Consider the following 18,932-nt stretch of genomic DNA (forward strand, 5'->3'; position numbering starts at 1 on the left):
GTTCTCCTTCTCCACATTGATGGTCGGTCTCCTCACCTTCGCTCGTTCCTCGCTCAGGTGTCGTCGACCTCCACGATGGACAGCGCCCTGGTCGGGCACATGTCGACGGCCCGCTCGACATCCTCGCGGAGGTCGTCGGGTGGTTCTGGGTCGAGGATCTCGACGATGCCGCGTTTGGGCACCCGGAACACATCCGGTGCCTCGAGCTCACACATCGCGTGGCCCTGGCACAGATCGTCGTCGAGTTCGATGCGGTAGCACCCCACGGGGTTCAGCCCTTCACGCGCTTGCGGTAGCGCACCTTCGCCGGCTGCGCCAGCTGCACGACCATCTTGGAGTGGTCGTTGCGATAACTCTCCGACGGCTGTGACATCTCGAACTCGTACTCGCGCAACAGAACCGAGAAGATCGCCTTGATCTGCATCTGGGCGAACGCGGCTCCGACGCAGCGGTGCTTGCCCGCGCCGAACGGAATCCACGTCCACCGGTTGGCCAGATCCTCCTGTCGCGGCTTGTTGTAGCGATCCGGGTCGAAGGCGTCGGGATCGGGGAAGTCCTCGGGTATGCGGTTCGAGATCGCCGGCGACGCCGCCACCATCTGGCCCTTGTGGATCGGGTAGCCCGCCACCTCGAACTCGTCCTGCGCGACACGCATCAGGATGATCAGCGGCGGGTGCAGGCGCAGCGTCTCCTTCAGCGAGTTGTCGAGTTTCGGGATCTGGCGCAGCGCATGGAAACTCACCTCCTGGCCGTCGGCGTAGAGCTCGTCGAGCTCCTGCTGGACCTGGGCGTACACCTCGGGGTGGCGCAGCAACTCGATCAACGTCCAGGACGACGTACCCGAGCTGGTGTGGTGGCCGGCGAACATCAGCGAGATGAACATGCCGGTCACCTCGTTGGCCGAGAACCGGTTGTTGCCGTCCTCGTCCTTGATGGAGACCAGGACGTCGAGGAGGTCGCGATCTTCTTTGCCCTTGGGCGGGTTGGCGATCCGGCCGTCCATGATCTCCTGCACCAGCGCGACGAGTTTGACGCGCGACTCGTCGCGGATGCGGAAGCTCTCGATGTCCAGGTAGGGGTCGACGTAACACAGCGGGTCGGTCCCCCGTTCCAATTGGTGGTAGTACTGGGCGAAGCGACTGTCCAGCTGCTCGCGGAACTTCAGCCCGATGAGGCACGCCGTCGACGTGTAGATCGTCAGCTCCGAGAAGAAGTCCAGCAACTCGATCTCACCTTCATCGCCCCAGTCGGCGATGATCTTCTTGACCTCGTTCTCGATGGTGGCAGCGTGGCCCTTCATCTGCTCACCGCGTAGAGCGGTGTTGTGCAACATCTCGGCCCGACGCTCCGGGTCGGCGTCGAAAACCACACCCTCACCGAAGATCGGGGTCATGAAAGGGTAGGCCTCGGCCTGGTTCAGCTCACTGTCGCTGGAGCGGAAGAAGAACTCGTTGGCCTCCGACCCGGACAGCAGGACGACCTGCTTGTCGGCCAGCTGGAACCAGCCGACATCCCCACACTCCTGCCGCACTCTCGCCATCAACCCGATGGGGTCGGTGCGGAACTCCTCGAGGTGTCCGTGTTCCTCTTCGCCGCCGGAGACCCGGGGCACGATGGCGGTGGTCACGAGTTCAGTCCTCCCTCGTCGAGTGTGAGTCGTTGGCGATCTTTGACCTCGGCCAGCGGCGCCTCGGGCTGCAGCTCCATGTTGGCGATGAAGCCGCCGCGGGGGGTCTCGGCGACGAACGTGATGGCCCGGGCCAGATCCGCGGCGCGCAGGAAGTAGTCGTGCCGCGCCTGACCCCACTTGGCCCAGTCCTCGAGCGCCGGTCCGATCAGCTCGGCGGGCAGGCTCCAGCCCATCGACGTCTTGGTCGGGCCGGGGTGCACGATCGAGGCGCGCACGCCGGTGCCCTCGAGCTCCATCTGCAGATTGGTGACCATCGCGACCAGGGCGGCCTTGGCCGCGCCGTAGGCGCCCATGTGCGGCCGCTGGCGCAGCGCCACATCGGATCCGACGAAGATCAGATCGCCGCGCTGACGAGCGATCATGCCGGGCAGCACCGCAGAGGCCACGCGGTTGGCGCCGATCAGGTGGATCTGCACCTGGGATTCGAACTGTTCGGTGCTGATGTCGGCGAGCTTGCCGAAGTACGTGTCGCCGGCGCCGGCGACCAACACCTCGATGTCGCCGAGTTCGGAGGTCGTCTGCTCCACGGCGGCCTTCACCGAATCCGGATCGGTGACGTCGAGGTGCACCGCGATGGCCTCGCCACCCTCGGCGCGGATGGTGTCGACGATCTCCTGGCACTTCTCGACCCGGCGGGCTCCGAGTGCGACCGGGAAGCCATGTGCCGCAAGCTCGATCGCCGTCGCGGCACCGATGCCGGAGGATGCGCCGGCCACCAGGGCGGGGCGGCGGTCGGGCAGGGGGTCGAAACGGGGCATCAGCGAATCTCCACGTGTATCGGAAGGTGAGCGAATCCACGCACATTGCTCGAATGGACTCGGACGGCGTTGGCCTCGTCGACCTCGTATCCGCGGATTCGTTTGAACAATTCGGCCAGCGCCACGCGCGCCTCCATACGCGCCAGGTGCGCACCGAGGCAGAAGTGGGCTCCGCTGCCGAAACTCATGAGCTTCGACCCGATCTCCCGTCCGATGACGTAGTCGTCGGGCTTGTCGAAGACGCGCTCGTCGCGGTGCGCCGACCCGGGCAGCAGCAGCAGCACGTCGCCGTCGGGGATCCTGGTGTCGTGGAGCGTGAGTTCGCCGGAGACGGTGCGGGCCAGGATCTGGCTCGACGTGTCGTAGCGCAGCGTCTCCTCCACCCACAGCGGTACAAGGTCGAGGTCCTGGTACACCGGTGCCAGCTGGTCGGGGTTGCGGTGCCCCCAGAAGGCCGCGTTGGCAAGCAGTTTGGTGGTCGTCTCATTACCGGCGATGACCATCAGGAACATGAAGCCGATGATCTCGTCGTCGGTGAGGCTGTCCCCGTTGATCTCGGCCTCGAGCAGCGCCGAGGTGAGATCGTCGGTCAGCTTCCTGCGCCGCTCGGCGACCATCTCCTGGTAGTAGACGATGAGGTTGAGTGACGCCTCGACAGCGGAGGCGGGAACATCGGTGACGCCCTCCTCACGGTGCATCACCGCATCCGCCCAGGCCCGCACCTGCACGCGGTCGGCGGTGGGGACACCCATCAACTCCGAGATGACGTCCATGGGCAGCTTGCCGGCGAATTCGTCGACGTAGTCCACGGTTCCGTCGCCGGCGTCCTCGAGCATCGCGTCCAGGTGCCGGACCGCGATCTCGGTCACGCGCGGTTCGAGTTCGCGGATGCGCCGCGGGGTGAAGCCCTTGGAGACCAGCGTGCGCAACCGCAGATGGTCGGGATCGTCCATCGCCAGGAACGACATCGTCTTCGACGCGTGCGGGCCGCGCGACGCCGGATCCAGTGAGACGCCGAACTTGTTGGACAGCGTGGTGCTGTTGCGGAAGCCCTGCAGTACGTCGGCGTGGCGGGACAGCGCCCAGAAGCCCAGGTCCTCGTTGCGGTACAGCGGAGCGTCGTCCCGTAACCGCTTGTAGTACGGATACGGGTCTTCGTGGAAGTCGTAGTCGTACGGGTCGAGTATCACGTCAGTGGTCGTCACTGTGCGTCTCCCAAGCTTCCGTCATTGGTCCTCTCCGAGACTTCCGTCATTGGTCCTCTCCGAGGACGAGACCGACGACATATGTGAGCCGGTCGGCGATCTGGTGGTAGGTGAAGGCCCCGCTGCCGGCGTTGACCAGCGCGCCGAAGAAAGTCATCTCCAGCGCCGACACCTTGCGGGGTTCGGCGCCGGGCCCGATGGCGGAGGTGATGCGCTTGTGGATCTCGGCGCCGATGCGGTCACGCGCCGTGCGGACGGCGGCGTCGCTGTTGCTCAGCAGGGCGGTGGTGCAGGCGGCCGCGACCTCGGGTTCGTCGGCGAGGATCAGCGTCATGCTGCGCAGGGCCTTGTCCACCCGCGTCGCCATGCTGTCGTTGACATCGGTGAAGTAGGGCACCTGGCGGATCAGGTCGAGGTAGACCTCAGCGATCAAATGATTCTTCGAGGAGAAGTAGGTGTAGGCCGTGGCCGGGGCGACCTTCGCGCGCGCCGCCACCGCGCGCACCGTCAGGTCGGCATACGACGATTCGCGCAGCATCTCGACCCCGGCGGACAACACCTTGCGGAAGGTCTCCTCCTGCCGGCGGTTGCGCGGCACCTCTGGGACCGCAGCCACTGCATCGCTGGACACATGTCCAAGTTAGCCGACCGGCAGGGAGCGAAGCAAGCGTTGGTTTCCGACGTCGAGTGCTTGCCACCTGGATGGATCGGCGTCTAAGGTTCGAAGAAAGACAGCCGGACAGTTGTCCAGTCAAGCGGGAGTGGGAGTGCGGATGGCGATACTGGCCAACGGCGAGAGCCGACTGCTCATCGACGGAAAGCTGGTCGCGGGCACCACGGGGACGTTCCCCACCGTGAACCCGGCCACCGAGGAAGTGCTGGGCGCTGCGGCCGATGCGGACGCCGACGACATGGGCCGTGCCATCGCCGCGGCGCGCTCGGCGTTCGACGAAACCGACTGGTCGACGAACACCGACCTGCGGGTGCGCTGCCTGCGTCAGCTCAAGGACGCGCTGCGCGAGCACGTGGAAGAGATGCGGGAACTGACCATCGCCGAGGTCGGCGCGCCCCGGATGCTGACCGCCGGTGCGCAACTGGAGGGGCCGATCGACGACCTCGGCTTCGCCGCGGACACCGCCGAGAGCTACGAGTGGCGCACCGATCTCGGGCACGCCACCCCGCAGGGCATCCCCACCCGGCGCACGCTGGCCCGCGAGGCCGTCGGTGTCGTCGGCGCGATCACGCCGTGGAACTTCCCGCACCAGATCAACCTCGCCAAGGTCGGGCCGGCGCTGGCCGCGGGGAACACGCTGATCCTCAAACCCGCACCGGACACCCCGTGGTGCGCGGCGGCCGTCGGCGAGATCATCGCCGAGCACACCGATTTCCCGCCCGGTGTCATCAACGTCATCACCTCCAGCGACCACGCCGTCGGCGCGCTGCTGTCGCAGGATCCGCGGGTCGACATGGTGTCGTTCACCGGGTCGACGGCGACCGGGCGCGCCGTGATGACCGACGCCGCCGCGACCATCAAGAAGGTGTTCCTCGAACTCGGCGGCAAGTCGGCGTTCCTGGTGCTCGACGACGCCGACCTGGCCGGCGCCTGCTCGATGGCGGCGTTCACCGCAGCGATGCACGCCGGGCAGGGCTGCGCGATCACGACCCGCCTGGTGGTGCCGCGCGCCAAGTACGACGACGCCGTCGAGGCGGCGGCGGCCACCATGGGGTCCATCCAGCCGGGCGACCCGACCAGCAAGCGCACGGTCTGCGGGCCGGTGATTTCGGCCCGCCAGCGCGATCGGATCCAGGGCTACCTCGATCTGGCCCTGCAGGAGGGCGGCCGATTCGCCTGCGGCGGTGGGCGTCCGGCCGACCGCGACACCGGGTTCTTCATCGAGCCGACGGTGATCGCGGGTCTCGACAACAACGCCCGGGTGGCGCGCGAGGAGATCTTCGGCCCGGTGCTGACGGTAATCGCGCACGACGGTGACGACGACGCCGTACGCATCGCCAACGACTCGCCCTACGGGTTGAGCGGCACGGTGTTCAGCGGAGACGACGAGCGTGCCCAGACGGTGGCCGCGCGACTGCGGGTCGGCACCGTCAACGTCAACGGCGGCATCTGGTACTCCGCGGACGCGCCGTTCGGTGGCTACAAACAGTCCGGGATCGGCCGGGAGATGGGTGTGGCCGGCTTCGAGGAGTACACCGAGATCAAACTCATTGCGACGGCAGCGAATTAAGGAGCTTCGATGGTCAACTACGGCGACGAGTTCAAGGACAAGGTCGCGATCGTCACCGGCGCGGGCGGCGGCATCGGCCAGGCGTACGCCGAGGCGCTGGCGCGGGAGGGTGCCGCGGTCGTGGTCGCCGACATCAACGTCGAAGGCGCCCAGAAGGTGGCCGACGGCATCAAGGGTGAGGGCGGCAACGCGCTGGCCGTGCGCGTCGACGTCTCCGATCCGGACTCCGCCAAAGAGATGGCCGCGCAGACGCTCTCGGAGTTCGGCGGTATCGACTACCTGGTCAACAACGCCGCGATCTTCGGTGGGATGAAACTCGACTTCCTCATCACCGTCGACTGGGACTACTACAAGAAGTTCATGAGCGTGAACCTCGACGGCGCGCTGGTGTGCACCCGTGCGGTCTACCGCAAGATGGCCAAACGCGGTGGCGGCGCAATCGTCAACCAGTCGTCGACCGCGGCGTGGCTGTACTCGAACTTCTACGGTCTGGCCAAGGTCGGCATCAACGGCCTCACGCAGCAGCTGGCGACCGAACTCGGCGGGCAGAACATCCGGGTCAACGCGATCGCACCCGGGCCCATCGACACCGAGGCCAACCGGACGACGACACCGCAGGAGATGGTCGCCGACATCGTCAAGGGCATCCCGCTGTCGAGGATGGGTCAGCCCGAGGACCTGGTCGGGATGTGCCTGTTCCTGCTGTCGGATCAGGCCAAGTGGGTGACGGGCCAGATCTTCAATGTCGACGGCGGCCAGATCATCCGGTGATGAGCGCTTGCGCGAAGAACAGAAGGCGGTGATGAGCGCTTGCGCGAAGAACAGAAGGCACAGATGAGTGAACTCAGGTACGGCTACATCGGGCTGGGCAACATGGGCGCACCGATGGCCACGCGGCTGGCGAACTGGCCGGGCGGACTGATCGTGTTCGACGTGCGCGCCGACGCCATGACGCCGCTGACCGAGGCAGGTGCGACGCCCGCCGACAGCGTCGCCGACGTCGCGACGGCCGACATCATCAGCGTCACCGTCCTCAACGACGAACAGGTGCGCACCGTCGTCGGCGAACTCGCGCCGCGCGTCAAGCCGGGCACGGTCATCGCGATCCACTCGACGATCAGCCCGGAGACGGCCGTCGAACTCGCCGGCGAGTTGCAGGCGAGCGACGTCCATGTCGTCGACGCCCCGGTCTCCGGTGGTGGCGCGGCGGCCCAAAAGGGTGAGCTGGCGGTCATGGTCGGCGCCGAACGCGAGGTCTACGAGCGGATCAAGCCGGCGTTCAAGCAGTTCGCGTCGATGGTCATCCACGCGGGCGGGCCCGGCGCGGGCACGCGGATGAAGCTGGCGCGCAACATGCTGACCTTCACCGGTTACGCCGCGGCGTGCGAGGCCATGCGGCTGGCCGAACGGGCCGGGATCGACCTGCAGCAACTCGGCCGCGTGGTGCGCCACACCGACGCGTTGACCAGTGGGCCCGGTGCAATCATGGTGCGCGACACCATGACCCCACTGGATCACGACAACTTCCTCTACGACTCGTTCCTGCACGCCCGCGGTCTCGGCGAGAAGGATCTGAGCCTGGCTCTCGCCCTGGGTGAGAAGGTGTCGGTGGACCTGCCCCTGGCGAAAGTGGCACTGCAGAATCTCGCGGACGGTCTCGGAGTGCCGCACGTGGAGTCGAGCGAAGAGGAGTAGCCGATGGACGAGTTGCGCCGCAAAGGCCTCGAGAAGATGAACGAGGTGTACGGGTGGGAGATGCCGAACATCGAGGGCGATCCGTACTTCGACCTCACCGTCGACCACCTCTTCGGCACCATCTGGACCAAGCCCGGTCTGTCGATGCGGGACAAGCGGTTGATGACGCTCTCGGTCGTCACCGCGCTCGGCCTGCAGGACCTCGCCGAAGTGCAGGTCAACGCGGCCCTGCTCAACGAGGAACTGAGCGAGGACGAACTCAAGGAAATGGCGATCTTCCTGACCCAGTACGTCGGGTTCCCGCTGGGTTCCGGACTCAACGGCACGATCTCCAAGGTCGCCGCGAAGCGGCGCAAGGCCGCCGAGAAGGGTCAGGGTGAGGACCGGAAGGCCAACGTCAACGCCGCGGTGAAGATGAACACGGGGAACACGCTCGATGATGAGTAGGTACGCGGCGCTCTCGCGCGAGGAACTCGCCACGCTGGTGCCCGAGTTGCTGTTGATCGGCCAGCTGATCGACCGGTCCGGAATGGCCTGGTGCATATCGAATTTCGGCCGCGAGGAGATGCTGCAGATCGCGATCGAGGAGTGGGCCGGCTCCAGTCCCCTCTACACCAAGCGGATGCAGAAGGCGCTCAAGTACGAGGGCGTCGACATCATCACGGTCTTCAAGGGGCTGCAGCTCGACATCGGCGCCCCGCCGCAGTTCATGGACTTCCGCTACACGGTGCACGACCGCTGGCACGGCGAGTTCCATCTCGACCACTGCGGGGCGCTGCTCGACGTCGAGCCGATGGGCGAGGACTACGTCCGCGGTATGTGCCACGATATCGAGGATCCGACGTTCGACGCCACCGCGCTGGCCACCAACCGCAGATGCCAGGTGCGTCCGATCCACCGTCCGCCGCGCACGCCGACCGACCGTCATCCGCACTGCCGGTGGACGGTGATCATCGACGAGTCCCATCCCGAGGTCGACTTCATCCCGCAGCTCGACATCGTGGGCGCCAGCCGCGCCTATCACACCGAGCTGGCGCCGATCGACCCGAACGATGAAGGCATGGCCGACTATTCGGGCCCACTGTTGTCCGACCTCGACTTCGCCGGGTTCTCCCATTCGGCGCTGGTGCGCATCGCCGACGAGGTGTGCCTGCAGATGCACCTGCTGGTGTTGTCGTTCAACCTGGCCGTCCGGGCGCGCGCACAACACGATGCGGCGTTGGAACGGACGATCCGCACCAAACAGCTCATCGGCATCGCCGGCGTGGCGGCCGAGCGTATTCACAAGGCGCTCAACCTGTCCAAGGACGTCAGGGGCGCGCTGCGGGTGCTCGAGCTGCACCCCCTGCTCAACCCGGCCGCCTACGTCTGGGGCGACGTCGACCCCGGGTTCCTGCATGTGCGCCCGTCGCCGGCCCATGAGGACGGCTCGTGGATCTCGCTGGTCTCCCCGGCGGCCGACCTGCCGCTGCAGGCCGTCGTGCAGGCGGTGGACCCCCACCTGCGTGCCGAGGTCTCCGGCACGGAGAGCGACTGGACGGTGCGCGTGATCGAGACCGACACCGCGGCCGAGGAACTGCCCGAGGTCGAGGTGTGCAAGTTCAGCCGCGGGGCGTCGTGGGTGTTCGAGGAGCGGAAGTCGTTGCCGCTGACCGTGCTCTGAGCACGCTCACTCGTTTCGGTGTCGTCAGCGGCGCACGGCGGCACCGACCCAGCGGCGCAGGAACCCGCGCAGCGCGTCGCCGGTGCGCGGCGGGCGGCCCGGGTCGACGACGAAGGACTGGATGATGCGCAGCAGGTACTCGGCGAGTTCGTCGAGGTCGTGATCGCTGAACCCGAGACCCGTCCAGTCGACGTCGAAGCGCCGCACCATCGCCTTGGCGAACTGCAACGCGACATCGGAGGTGACCGATTCCGAATGCGCGTCGGCGCGGCCGGGGGTGACCAGCAGGCCGATGTGCTTGTCCTCGGGCAGCCACTCCAACGCCGTGGCGATGGCCTCGGTCACCGCGTCGGCGGGTTCGGTGATGCCGCGCACGTGTTCGGCCAGCCGGTCTAGGAAGCCGGCCGCGGCATGGACCGCCGCCTCCACGAGCAACGCCTCGGTGCTGGGGAAGTACCGGTAGACCGTCTGGCGGGTGACGCCGAGGGTGCGGGCCACGTCGGCGATGCTCAGATCGGCTCCGCGTTCGTCGATCGCCCGGCCGGCGGCGGCCAGAATCCGTTCGACGGCTTCCTCGTCGCTGGCCGGCGCCGAACCCGACCAGCCGTGGGTGCGCATGCGCAGATGCTACTTGGGGCCCTTCTCAGCCCCGGTAGCTGACTGGCATCTCCTTGACCCCGTTGATCCAGCCGGACCGCAGCCGTTGCGGTTCACCCAGTTTCGCGATGTCCGGAATCTGGTCGGCCAGCTCGTTGAAGATCAGCTTGATCTCCAAGCGGGCCAGGTTGGCGCCGATGCAGTAGTGCGCCCCGTTCCCGCCGAACCCGAGATGCGGGTTGGGGTCGCGCCGGATGTCGAAGTCGAAGGGTGACTCGAAGACGTCTTCGTCGTAGTTCGCCGAGCTGTAGAACAAGCCGACGCGCTGACCCTCGCGGATGGTCACCCCGCCGAGCTCGACGTCGGCCAGCGCGGTGCGCTGGAAGCAGTGCACCGGGGTGGCCCAGCGGACGATCTCGTCGACCGCGGTCTCGGGCCGTTCCCGTTTGTAGAGCTCCCACTGGTCGGGGTGGTCGAAGAACGCGTTCATCCCGTGGGTCATCGCGTTGCGCGTGGTCTCGTTGCCCGCCACCGCGAGCAGGATGACGAAGAACGCGAATTCGATGTCGCCGAGGGACTCCCCGGCCGCACCGTTCACGTCGGCTTGCACCAACCGGGTGACGATGTCGTCGGCCGGGCAGCGCCTGCGCTCCTCGGCCATGTTGTAGGCGTAGCCCATCAGCTCGGCGTTGGCGACCGTCGGATCGGAGTCGAAGTCCGGGTCGTCGGTGTTCATGATGCAGTTGGTCCAGTGGAAGAGCTTCTCCCGGTCCGCTTCGGGAACGCCGATCAGGTCGGCGATCGCCTGCAGCGGCAGGCTCATCGCGATGTCGGTGACGAAGTCGCCGCTGCCCTTCTCCCGTGCGGCGGCGACGATCTCGCGTGCGGAGACCGCCAGCTTCTGCTCGAGCGCGGCGACCGACCGCGGGGTGAACAGTCGGGACACGATCTTGCGCAGCCGGGTGTGTTCTGGCGCGTCGTGATTGATCAGCAACGCCTTGGTGAGGTCGAGCTGCTCGGCGGTGACGCCTTCGGGCAGGCGCATCACGGCGCCCTTGGCGTTGGTCGACCACAGATCGCCGTTGCGCGAGATCGCCTTGATGTCCTCGTGACGGCTGATCACCCAGTAGCCGCCGTCGTCGAAGATCGACTCCTGCTGCTCGTTCCACCAGACCGGTGCGGTCTTGCGCAGCTGCGCGAACTCGGTGACCGGGATGCCCTTGAGCAGGACGTCGGGATCGGTGAAGTCGAATCCGGGGCCGAAGGGGCATCGGCTTTCCATGGTCGTCATGACGGCCGCCTCTCAGTGTGACGCTGAACACGCTCATCCTCGACCATACACTTTGTCGTGGACTGTATGCCCGGGCCGGGGTTTAGGGTGCACATGTGCGCGTCCTGGTAATCGGATCCGGTGCCCGTGAACATGCCCTGCTTCTGGCGTTGCGCCGCGACCCGGAGGTCGAGGCGCTGGCGGTGGCGCCGGGCAACCCGGGCACGGCCGCGCTCGCCGAGCAGCACGACGTCGACATCACCTCCGGCGAGGCCGTCGCCGACCTTGCCCGCCGGGTCGGCGCCGACCTGGTGGTCATCGGCCCCGAGGTGCCCCTGGTGCTGGGTGTCGCCGACGCCGTGCGCGCCGCCGGGATCGCGTGCTTCGGCCCCAGCCGCGACGCCGCCCGCATCGAGGGTTCGAAGGCGTTCGCCAAGGACGTGATGAACGCCGCCGGGGTGCGCACCGCCGCCAGCGAGATCGTCGACAACCCCGGGCACCTCGACGCCGCGCTCGACCGCTTCGGCCCACCCGCCGGCGAGGCCGCGTGGGTGGTCAAGGACGACGGGCTGGCCGCGGGCAAGGGTGTGGTGGTGACCGCCGACCGCGAGGCGGCCCGCGCCCACGCCGCGGGCCTGCTCGACTCCGGCCATCCGGTTCTGCTCGAGTCCTTCCTCGACGGTCCGGAGGTGTCGCTGTTCTGCGTCGTCGATGGCGAGACCGTGGTGCCGCTGCTGGCCGCCCAGGACTTCAAACGCGTCGGTGACGGCGACACCGGGCCCAACACCGGCGGCATGGGCGCCTACGCCCCGCTGCCGTGGTTGCCCGCCGAGGCCTACACCCGGATCGTCGACGACATCGTCAAACCCGTTGCCGCCGAACTGGTTCACCGCGGTAGCCCGTTCTCCGGCCTGCTGTACGCCGGCCTGGCGATCACGTCGCGCGGACCGGCCGTCGTCGAGTTCAACTGCCGCTTCGGCGACCCGGAGACGCAGTCGGTGCTGGCGCTGCTCGAATCGCCGCTGGGCCAGCTCCTGCACGCCGCCGCGACGGGGCGGCTCGCGGAGTTCCCGGACCTGCAATGGCGCGACGGCGCCGCTGTGACCGTGGTGGTCGCCGCCGAGAACTATCCCGGACGGCCCCGTGTCGGCGACGTGATCACCGGCGCCGACGCCGAGGGCGTCCTGCACGCCGGCACCGCCCGCCGCGACGACGGCGCCATCGTGTCGTCGGGCGGCCGGGTGCTCTCGGTGGTGGGCACCGGCGCCGACCTCGACGCCGCCAGGGCCGCCGCGTATGCGACCCTGTCCTCGATCCGCCTGCCCGGCAGCCACTTCCGCAGCGACATCGGGCAGGCGGCGGCCGAAGGCAAGATCACCGTCTAAGCGCTGACGAGCGGTGCCAACCAGGTGATCTCCGCGGGCAGCTGCGCACTCCAGAACCCCGCGTCGTGCCCACCAGGGGAGAACCCGCCGGCCGGTGGATCAGGCAGCTGCGCGATGAACTGCTGGGTCGCCGAATAGAACGGATCCGATGTGCCGCAGTCGATCCGGATCGGGATCGACGCCAATTCCGGACGCCCCCACACACTGTTGGCGGCGTAGTCGTCGGCGCCGTCGAAGGCACCGGGAGCACTCGCACCCGCCGACGTCCACAGCGCCGGGCTGACCGCGCAGATCGCCGCGGTGCGCTCGGGTCCCAGTCGCGCGCCCAGCAGCAGGGCTCCGTACCCGCCCATCGACCAGCCGAGAAACCCGACCCGCGAGGTGTCGAGGCCCTCGCCGTCGAGCATGGGGATCAGCTCGTCGAGCACCATGGCCCCGGAATCCTCCCCCGAAGCCCGTTTGTGCCAATAACTTCCGCCACCGTCGACGGCCACGACCGCGAACGGCGGGAGTCCGGCGGCGACCGCTTCCGCCAGACCCCGCTCGACCCCGCCGGCCATTACCTGGGCCGCATCGGCGCCCTTGCCGTGCAGAGCGATCACCGGATGCAGCGCCGTCGTCTGCCCGGGTGGCCGGGCGATCGCCCAGTTGGTCTCGACGCCACCGCGGGCGGCCGAGAGGAACGATCCGGCGCGGTAGGTGGGAGCCGCCGCGGCCGGGGTGGCCGCGGCCAGCGTGTGCACACCGGCCGCGCCCACGGCGGCACCCACGGCGAGGCGCAGTGCGGCGCGACGACTCAGGTACGCGGACATGGCGGCCATCTTGCCACCGGCCCAGCGCTGTCCCTCCCGCGGTCGCCCTGCCTGAAGAAAGCCTGGGGTTTGCGCGAAACGACGATGCCCAACCCGGGTGGCTGGCAGCATGCTAATCGTGACGGCAGCAGTCACTCCCAAGGGGGAACGCAGGCGGTACGCGCTGGTCAGCGCGGCCGCTGATCTGCTGTGTGAAGGGGGATTCGACGCCGTCCGGCACCGCGCGGTCGCGCGCCGAGCCGGGTTGCCGCTGGCGTCGACGACCTACTACTTCTCGTCGCTGGACGACCTGATCGTCAAGGCCGTCGAATACGAGGGAACCCGGGAGGCCGAGCGCCTGCAGGAACGGGTGGCGGCGTTGTCGCGGCGCCGTCGCGGCGCGGAATCGACCGCGGACGTGTTGGTGGATCTCCTGCTCGGCGACGACGCGCCCGGGGCCCGCGGCAGCGAGGAGTTGATCTCGCGCTACGAGCGCTACATCGCATGTGCCCGGCAGCCCGCACTGCGTGACGTCCAGCGGCGCATCCTGCGGCAGCGCACCGATGCGGTCGTCGCGGTGATGGAACGCTCCGGCCGAACAGTGCGAGCGGATTTCCTCACCGCACTCGTCTGCGCCGTCGACGGCGCCGTGGTCGCCGCCCTGGTCGGTGACGGGGACGGCCCGCGCGCCACCGCGCGGGCCACCCTGATCGACGTCATCGACGTCCTCGCACCGGTGGGCTGAGCGCGCGCCAGGCAACGATTGCGGCAATGATGCTGCGTCGAGGTCGTCGCTGCCCGATGATGATGACCGAGCAACAGTGACGGAGGAGCGCATGAGCCAGCCAGACACGGTCAGGGAGCAGCCCGAGCTACGCCGGGTGATGGGCCCAGGGCTGCTGCTGCTGTTCGTCGTCGGCGACATCCTCGGCACCGGCGTCTACGCGCTGACCGGTGACGTGGCCGCCGAAGTCGGTGGGGCAGCGTGGCTTCCGTTCCTGGTGGCCTTCCTCATCGCCACCATCACCGCGTTCAGCTACCTGGAGCTGGTCACCAAGTATCCGCAGGCGGCCGGGGCTGCGCTCTACGCGCACAAGGCTTTCGGGTTGCAGTTCATCACGTTCCTGGTGGCCTTCGTGGTGATGTGTTCGGGCATCACGTCGGCCTCGACCGCGTCGCGGTTCTTCGGTGCGAACCTCATCGAGGGCTTCGGCCTGGATTGGGGCACCGGCGGGGTGGCCGCCGTCGCGCTCGGGTTCATGGCCATCCTGGCGGCGGTGAACTTCCGGGGCGTCGGCGAGAGCATCAAACTCAACGTCGTCCTGACCATCATCGAGGCCACCGGCCTCATGCTGGTGCTCTTCGTGGGCCTGTGGGCGTTCACCCGCGGCGGCGACGTCGACTTCTCCCGCGTCGTGGCCTTCGACACCGACGACGACAAGAACGCCTTCATGGCGGTCACGGCCGCGACATCCCTCGCCTTCTTCGCGATGGTCGGTTTCGAGGACTCGGTGAACATGGCCGAGGAGACCAAGGATCCGGCCAAGACCTTCCCGAAGGTGCTGCTGTCCGGGCTGACCATCGCCGGCATCGTCTACATGCTCGTCGCCGTCGTTGCGGTGGCGCTGGTGCCCGTCGGCGAACTCGCCGAGAGCGACACCCCGTTGGTCGAGGTGGTCAAGGCCGGGGCGCCCAGCCTGCCGATCGACGACCTCTTCCCGTTCATCTCGATGTTCGCGGTCTCCAACACCGCGTTGATCAACATGCTGATGGCCAGCAGGCTGATCTACGGAATGGCCCGACAGCACGTGCTGCCGCCGGTCCTCGGCACGGTCCACCCCCGACGGCTGACGCCCTGGGTGGCCATCGTGTTCACCACGCTGATCGCGTTCGGCCTGATCTTCTACGTGAGCGTGTTCGCCAGCAGCAGCGCCATTTCGGTGCTCGGGGGCACGACGTCGTTGTTGCTGCTGGCGGTGTTCGCCGTCGTCAACATCGCGGTGCTGCGGTTGCGGCGCGACGTGCAGGCCGGTGGCGGGCACTTCACGACGCCGACGGTGTTGCCGGTGATCGGCTTCATCGCGTCCCTGTATCTGGTGCTGCCCTTCTCGGGCCGCCCCGCCCAGCAGTACTACGTGGCGTTGATCCTCGTCGCGATCGGGATCGTGCTCTTCTTCATCAACAGGCTGATCAACCGCCGACTCGGAATCGGCGACGCCGGAATCACCGATCCGATCCACCTGGCGGAGCGGCCCGACTGAGGGTCGGCGTCACGATGGAGCCGGTGGCGTCGTCGCCGTAGGTGGTGACATCGGTGGGCCTGCGGGTGGCGAACAGTGCGACATAGGCGCAGACCACCGCATCGACCGGGTCCTCGGCCCGCCGCAGCTGCGACTTGCGGGTGGCCGTCCCGACCGCGTCGCGCAAGCCCTTCCACTCGGCGTGGTGGCGGACGTCCAGCGGCGGGTCCGCCCCCACGAGGGATTCGACCAGCGACATCAGCCGGAGCAGTTCGCCACGCAGTTGCGCCACGTCGCGGCCGGGTTTCTGCTTGTACTTCAGCGTCTTCGGCAATCCGAACAGTGCCACCGTCGCGGCGTGCGGATACACCTCCACGGCGGGCCGGCCCAGCGCCCGCGCCAACCGGGCGCCGCGGCTGCCTGTGGCGAACCACGGATGGCTGGTGTTCGACGGGTGGCATCCCGCCTCGAAGGCGCGGAAGTCGCGGTTGAGCGCCGCCTCGCACGGCCGGTTCCCGCTCGCATTCGTCACGACCAGGGGAGCGTCGATCGCCAGTAGGCACTCGCCGGCGGTGTAGGGCGCGAGCCGGGCCACGATGTCGGTGTCGGTCGTCGCGGCGGAGAGGTGCACCAGCCGGCCGCCGGAGTCGGCGACCGCCAGGCCGGTGGGGCTGCGCTCACCCCACGCGAGGTCGATCCCGACGAAGTACACGTGGCCAGCCTGCCCGATCCGCGCCGTAAGCTGTGTGTCTGTGACGATCCCGAACGTGCTGGCCAACCGCTACGCCAGCGAGGACATGGTGGCGATCTGGTCGCCGGAAGCGAAGATCGTCGCCGAGCGCCGATTGTGGCTGGCGGTGCTGCGCGCCCAGACCGAGCTCGGCGTCGACGTGCCCGGCGGGGTGGTCGCCGATTACGAACGCGTCGTCGAGCAGGTGGACCTGAAGTCGATCGCGGCGCGCGAGCGGGTGACCCGCCACGACGTGAAGGCGCGCATCGAGGAGTTCAACGCGCTGGCCGGGCACGAACACGTGCACAAGGGCATGACCAGCCGCGACCTCACCGAGAACGTCGAACAGTTGCAGATCCGACGGTCCCTGCAACTCGTGCACGCCCACGGCGTGGCCGTCGTCGCGCGGCTCGCCGAGCGGGCCGTCAGCTACCGCGACCTGGTGATGGCCGGCCGCAGCCACAACGTCGCCGCGCAGGCGACCACGCTGGGCAAGCGGTTCGCCTCGGCCGCCGAGGAGACGTTGCTCGCGCTCCAGCGGCTCGAAGAGTTGATCGCGCGTTACCCGCTGCGCGGCATCAAGGGGCCGATGGGAACGGCGCAGGACATGCTCGACCTGTTCGGTGGAGACACCGACAAGTTGGCCGACCTGGAGCGGCGGGTCGCCGAATTCCTCGGTTTCCGAGACGTTTTCACCAGCGTCGGCCAGGTGTACCCGCGTTCGCTCGACCACGACGTCGTCTCCGCCCTGGTGCAGCTCGGCGCGGGTCCGTCCTCTCTGGCGCACACCATCCGGCTGATGGCCGGCCACGAACTGGTCACCGAGGGCTTCGCGCCCGGCCAGGTCGGCTCCTCGGCCATGCCGCACAAGATGAACACCCGCTCGTGTGAACGCGTGAACGGCCTGCAGGTGGTGCTGCGCGGATACGGGTCGATGGCCGCGGAACTGGCGGGCGCGCAGTGGAACGAAGGCGACGTGTTCTGCTCGGTGGTGCGGCGGGTGGCGCTGCCCGACGCGTTCTTCGCGATCGACGGGCAGACCGAGACGTTCCTGACCGTGCTCGACGAGTTCGGCGCCTACCCGGCCGTCATCCAGCGTGAACTCGACCGCTACCTGCCGTTCCTGGCCACCACCCGCATCCTGATCGCCGCCGTGCGGGCCGGGGTCGGCCGCGAGACCGCGCACGAGGTCATCAAGGAACACGCGGTGGCCGTCGCCCTGGCGATGCGGGAGAAGGGACAGGAACCCGACCTGCTCGACCGACTGGCCGCCGATCCGCGCCTGCCGCTCGACCGCGTTGCGCTCGAGGATGCGCTCGCCGACAAGCAGGCGTTCAGCGGGGCCGCCGGTGACCAGGTGGACCGCGTCGTCGAGGCGGTCGACGAACTGGTCGGCCGTTATCCGGAAGCCGCCAAGTACACCTCGGGCGCCATCCTGTGACTCCCGCGGCGGGGCTGTCACAGATCGACTTCACCGATCTGGACAACTTCGCGAACGGGTTCCCCCACCACCTGTTCGCGATCCACCGCCGCGACGCGCCGGTGTACTGGCACGAACCCACCGAGCACACGCCCGACGGCGAGGGCTTCTGGTCCGTCGCCACTTACGCCGAAACGCTTGCGGTACTGCGTGATCCGGACACCTACTCGTCGGTGACCGGCGGGCAACGACCCTTCGGTGGCACCCTGCTGCAGGATCTGCCGATCGCCGGTCAGGTGCTCAACATGATGGACGACCCGCGGCATGCGCAGATCCGCCGGTTGGTGAACTCGGGTCTGACCCCGCGCATGATCGCGCGCGTCGAGGACGACCTTCGGGGCCGCGCGCGGACACTGCTCGACGAGGTCGCCGACGGCGGAGCCTTCGACTTCCTGCCGCAGGTCGCCGCCGAACTTCCCATGCAGATGATCTGCATCCTGCTCGGTGTCCCGGAGGACGACCGGCACTGGCTGTTCGAGGCCGTCGAGCCGGGTTTCGACTTCCGCGGTTCGCGCAAGGCGTCGATCGACCGGTTGACGGTGGAAGACGCCGGCTCGCGGATGTACGCCTACGGCTCGGAACTGGTGGCGCGCAAGCGCGCCGAACCCGGCGACGACATGCTGTCGGTGGTGGCGGCCGAGTCGTGGCTGTCCGACGCCGAGTTGTACCTGTTCTTCTATCTGCTGTTCAGCGCCGGCGCGGAGACCACGCGCAATGCGATCGCCGGCGGCCTGCTCGCGCTGATCGAGAACCCGGCCGCCTTCGCCGCGCTGCGGGCGGACCCGTCGCTGCTGCCGACCGCGATCGAGGAGATGGTGCGCTGGACGTCGCCGTCGCCGTCGAAGCGGCGCACCGCCACCCGCGACACCGAACTCGTCGGGCATACCGTGCTGGCCGGGCAGAAGGTGCTGGTGTGGGAGGGTTCGGCGAACCGGGACGCCGCGGTGTTCGCGAACCCCGACGTGTTTGACATCGGGCGAAAACCCAATGCACACCTGGGTTTCGGTCAGGGTGTGCACTACTGCCTGGGCGCCAACCTCGCGCGGCTCGAACTGCGTGTGCTGTTCGAGGAGCTGCTGTCGCGGTTCACGTCGGCGCGGCTGGTCGAGCCGGTGGAATGGGCGCGCAGCAATCGGCACACCGGGATCCGGCACATGATGGTCCTCCTCCGGTGATTTCGGCGCG

Annotated in this window: 19 protein-coding genes; 10 read left to right on the top strand and 9 right to left on the bottom strand. The window is 68.1% G+C overall.

Annotated elements, in window-relative coordinates; genetic code table 11:
• Positions 1-53: 53 nt before the first annotated feature.
• From AU195_RS03465 to AU195_RS03485, 5 genes are read right to left on the bottom strand one after another with little or no spacing between them, the layout of a single operon-like run.
• Positions 54-266, bottom strand: a complete 213-nt coding sequence (locus AU195_RS03465) for a ferredoxin (protein WP_059157667.1) — start codon at positions 264-266, stop codon at positions 54-56.
• Between the two features lie 5 nt (positions 267-271).
• Positions 272-1,627 carry a lanosterol 14-alpha demethylase gene (gene cyp51, locus AU195_RS03470; RefSeq protein WP_059157668.1) on the bottom strand — a complete coding sequence of 452 codons (1,356 nt, stop codon included), beginning with the start codon at positions 1,625-1,627 and terminating at the stop codon, positions 272-274.
• Positions 1,624-2,448, bottom strand: a complete 825-nt coding sequence (locus tag AU195_RS03475; protein WP_059157669.1) for an SDR family oxidoreductase — start codon at positions 2,446-2,448, stop codon at positions 1,624-1,626. Before AU195_RS03475 ends, cyp51 begins: the two co-directional genes overlap by 4 nt.
• Positions 2,448-3,653: a cytochrome P450 gene (locus AU195_RS03480; protein WP_059157670.1), complete on the bottom strand. Its 1,206-nt coding sequence runs from the start codon at positions 3,651-3,653 to the stop codon at positions 2,448-2,450. The genes AU195_RS03475 and AU195_RS03480 overlap by 1 nt, the downstream gene beginning before the upstream one ends.
• A 46-nt stretch (positions 3,654-3,699) precedes the next feature.
• Positions 3,700-4,284: a TetR family transcriptional regulator gene (locus AU195_RS03485; RefSeq protein WP_059157671.1), complete on the bottom strand. Its 585-nt coding sequence runs from the start codon at positions 4,282-4,284 to the stop codon at positions 3,700-3,702.
• Between the two features lie 142 nt (positions 4,285-4,426).
• Here AU195_RS03485 and AU195_RS03490 point away from each other — a divergent pair, with 142 nt between their 5' ends.
• The 5 genes from AU195_RS03490 to AU195_RS03510 all read left to right on the top strand — a co-directional run bounded on the left by AU195_RS03490 (position 4,427) and on the right by AU195_RS03510 (position 9,254).
• Complete coding sequence (locus AU195_RS03490) at positions 4,427-5,896, top strand: aldehyde dehydrogenase (protein WP_059157672.1); 1,470 nt, start codon at positions 4,427-4,429, stop codon at positions 5,894-5,896.
• Between the two features lie 9 nt (positions 5,897-5,905).
• On the top strand, positions 5,906-6,667 hold the full coding sequence (locus tag AU195_RS03495; protein WP_059157673.1) for an SDR family oxidoreductase: 762 nt from the start codon (positions 5,906-5,908) through the stop codon (positions 6,665-6,667).
• A gap of 63 nt (positions 6,668-6,730) precedes the next feature.
• Complete coding sequence (locus AU195_RS03500) at positions 6,731-7,591, top strand: NAD(P)-dependent oxidoreductase (RefSeq protein ID WP_059157674.1); 861 nt, start codon at positions 6,731-6,733, stop codon at positions 7,589-7,591.
• 3 nt (positions 7,592-7,594) lie between these two features.
• Positions 7,595-8,038, top strand: a complete 444-nt coding sequence (locus AU195_RS03505; protein WP_059157675.1) for a carboxymuconolactone decarboxylase family protein — start codon at positions 7,595-7,597, stop codon at positions 8,036-8,038.
• The gene (locus tag AU195_RS03510; protein WP_059157676.1) at positions 8,028-9,254 is read left to right on the top strand and encodes a hypothetical protein; all 1,227 of its coding nucleotides are present in this window, start codon (positions 8,028-8,030) and stop codon (positions 9,252-9,254) included. The genes AU195_RS03505 and AU195_RS03510 overlap by 11 nt, the downstream gene beginning before the upstream one ends.
• Before the next feature lie 24 nt (positions 9,255-9,278).
• Here the strand turns inward: AU195_RS03510 and AU195_RS03515 are convergent, their stop codons facing one another.
• Entirely contained in the window at positions 9,279-9,872 is a 594-nt protein-coding gene (locus AU195_RS03515; protein ID WP_059157677.1) for a TetR/AcrR family transcriptional regulator, read from the bottom strand.
• 25 nt (positions 9,873-9,897) lie between these two features.
• On the bottom strand, positions 9,898-11,142 hold the full coding sequence (locus AU195_RS03520; RefSeq protein WP_059157678.1) for a cytochrome P450: 1,245 nt from the start codon (positions 11,140-11,142) through the stop codon (positions 9,898-9,900).
• Positions 11,143-11,237: 95 nt separating this feature from the next.
• Between AU195_RS03520 and purD the strand changes: the two genes are divergently transcribed.
• Positions 11,238-12,506: a phosphoribosylamine--glycine ligase gene (gene purD / locus AU195_RS03525; protein ID WP_059157679.1), complete on the top strand. Its 1,269-nt coding sequence runs from the start codon at positions 11,238-11,240 to the stop codon at positions 12,504-12,506.
• Here purD and AU195_RS03530 read toward each other — a convergent pair.
• Positions 12,503-13,327 (bottom strand): alpha/beta hydrolase, encoded by an 825-nt coding sequence (locus AU195_RS03530; RefSeq protein ID WP_059157680.1) that lies wholly within the window; start codon positions 13,325-13,327, stop codon positions 12,503-12,505. The genes purD and AU195_RS03530 overlap by 4 nt on opposite strands.
• Positions 13,328-13,427: 100 nt before the next feature.
• On the opposite strand from AU195_RS03530, the gene AU195_RS03535 reads away from it, so the two are divergent.
• A complete protein-coding gene (locus AU195_RS03535) occupies positions 13,428-14,042 on the top strand; it encodes a TetR/AcrR family transcriptional regulator (RefSeq protein WP_059157681.1) in 615 nt (204 codons plus the stop codon).
• A gap of 91 nt (positions 14,043-14,133) precedes the next feature.
• On the top strand, positions 14,134-15,558 hold the full coding sequence (locus AU195_RS03540) for an APC family permease (protein WP_059157682.1): 1,425 nt from the start codon (positions 14,134-14,136) through the stop codon (positions 15,556-15,558).
• On the opposite strand, the gene AU195_RS03545 is transcribed toward AU195_RS03540, so the two are convergent.
• Complete coding sequence (locus tag AU195_RS03545) at positions 15,521-16,249, bottom strand: DUF429 domain-containing protein (protein ID WP_059157683.1); 729 nt, start codon at positions 16,247-16,249, stop codon at positions 15,521-15,523. The two genes, AU195_RS03540 and AU195_RS03545, sit on opposite strands and share 38 nt — an antisense overlap.
• A gap of 40 nt (positions 16,250-16,289) precedes the next feature.
• Here AU195_RS03545 and purB point away from each other — a divergent pair, with 40 nt between their 5' ends.
• Both purB and AU195_RS03555 read left to right on the top strand, forming a co-directional pair.
• Entirely contained in the window at positions 16,290-17,708 is a 1,419-nt protein-coding gene (purB, locus tag AU195_RS03550; RefSeq protein WP_059157684.1) for an adenylosuccinate lyase, read from the top strand.
• Positions 17,705-18,922 (top strand): cytochrome P450, encoded by a 1,218-nt coding sequence (locus tag AU195_RS03555; RefSeq protein ID WP_059157685.1) that lies wholly within the window; start codon positions 17,705-17,707, stop codon positions 18,920-18,922. Before purB ends, AU195_RS03555 begins: the two co-directional genes overlap by 4 nt.
• Positions 18,923-18,932 lie beyond the last annotated feature (10 nt).

The sequence above is a fragment of the Mycobacterium sp. IS-1496 genome (assembly GCF_001499995.1).
Classification (GTDB): domain Bacteria; phylum Actinomycetota; class Actinomycetes; order Mycobacteriales; family Mycobacteriaceae; genus Mycobacterium.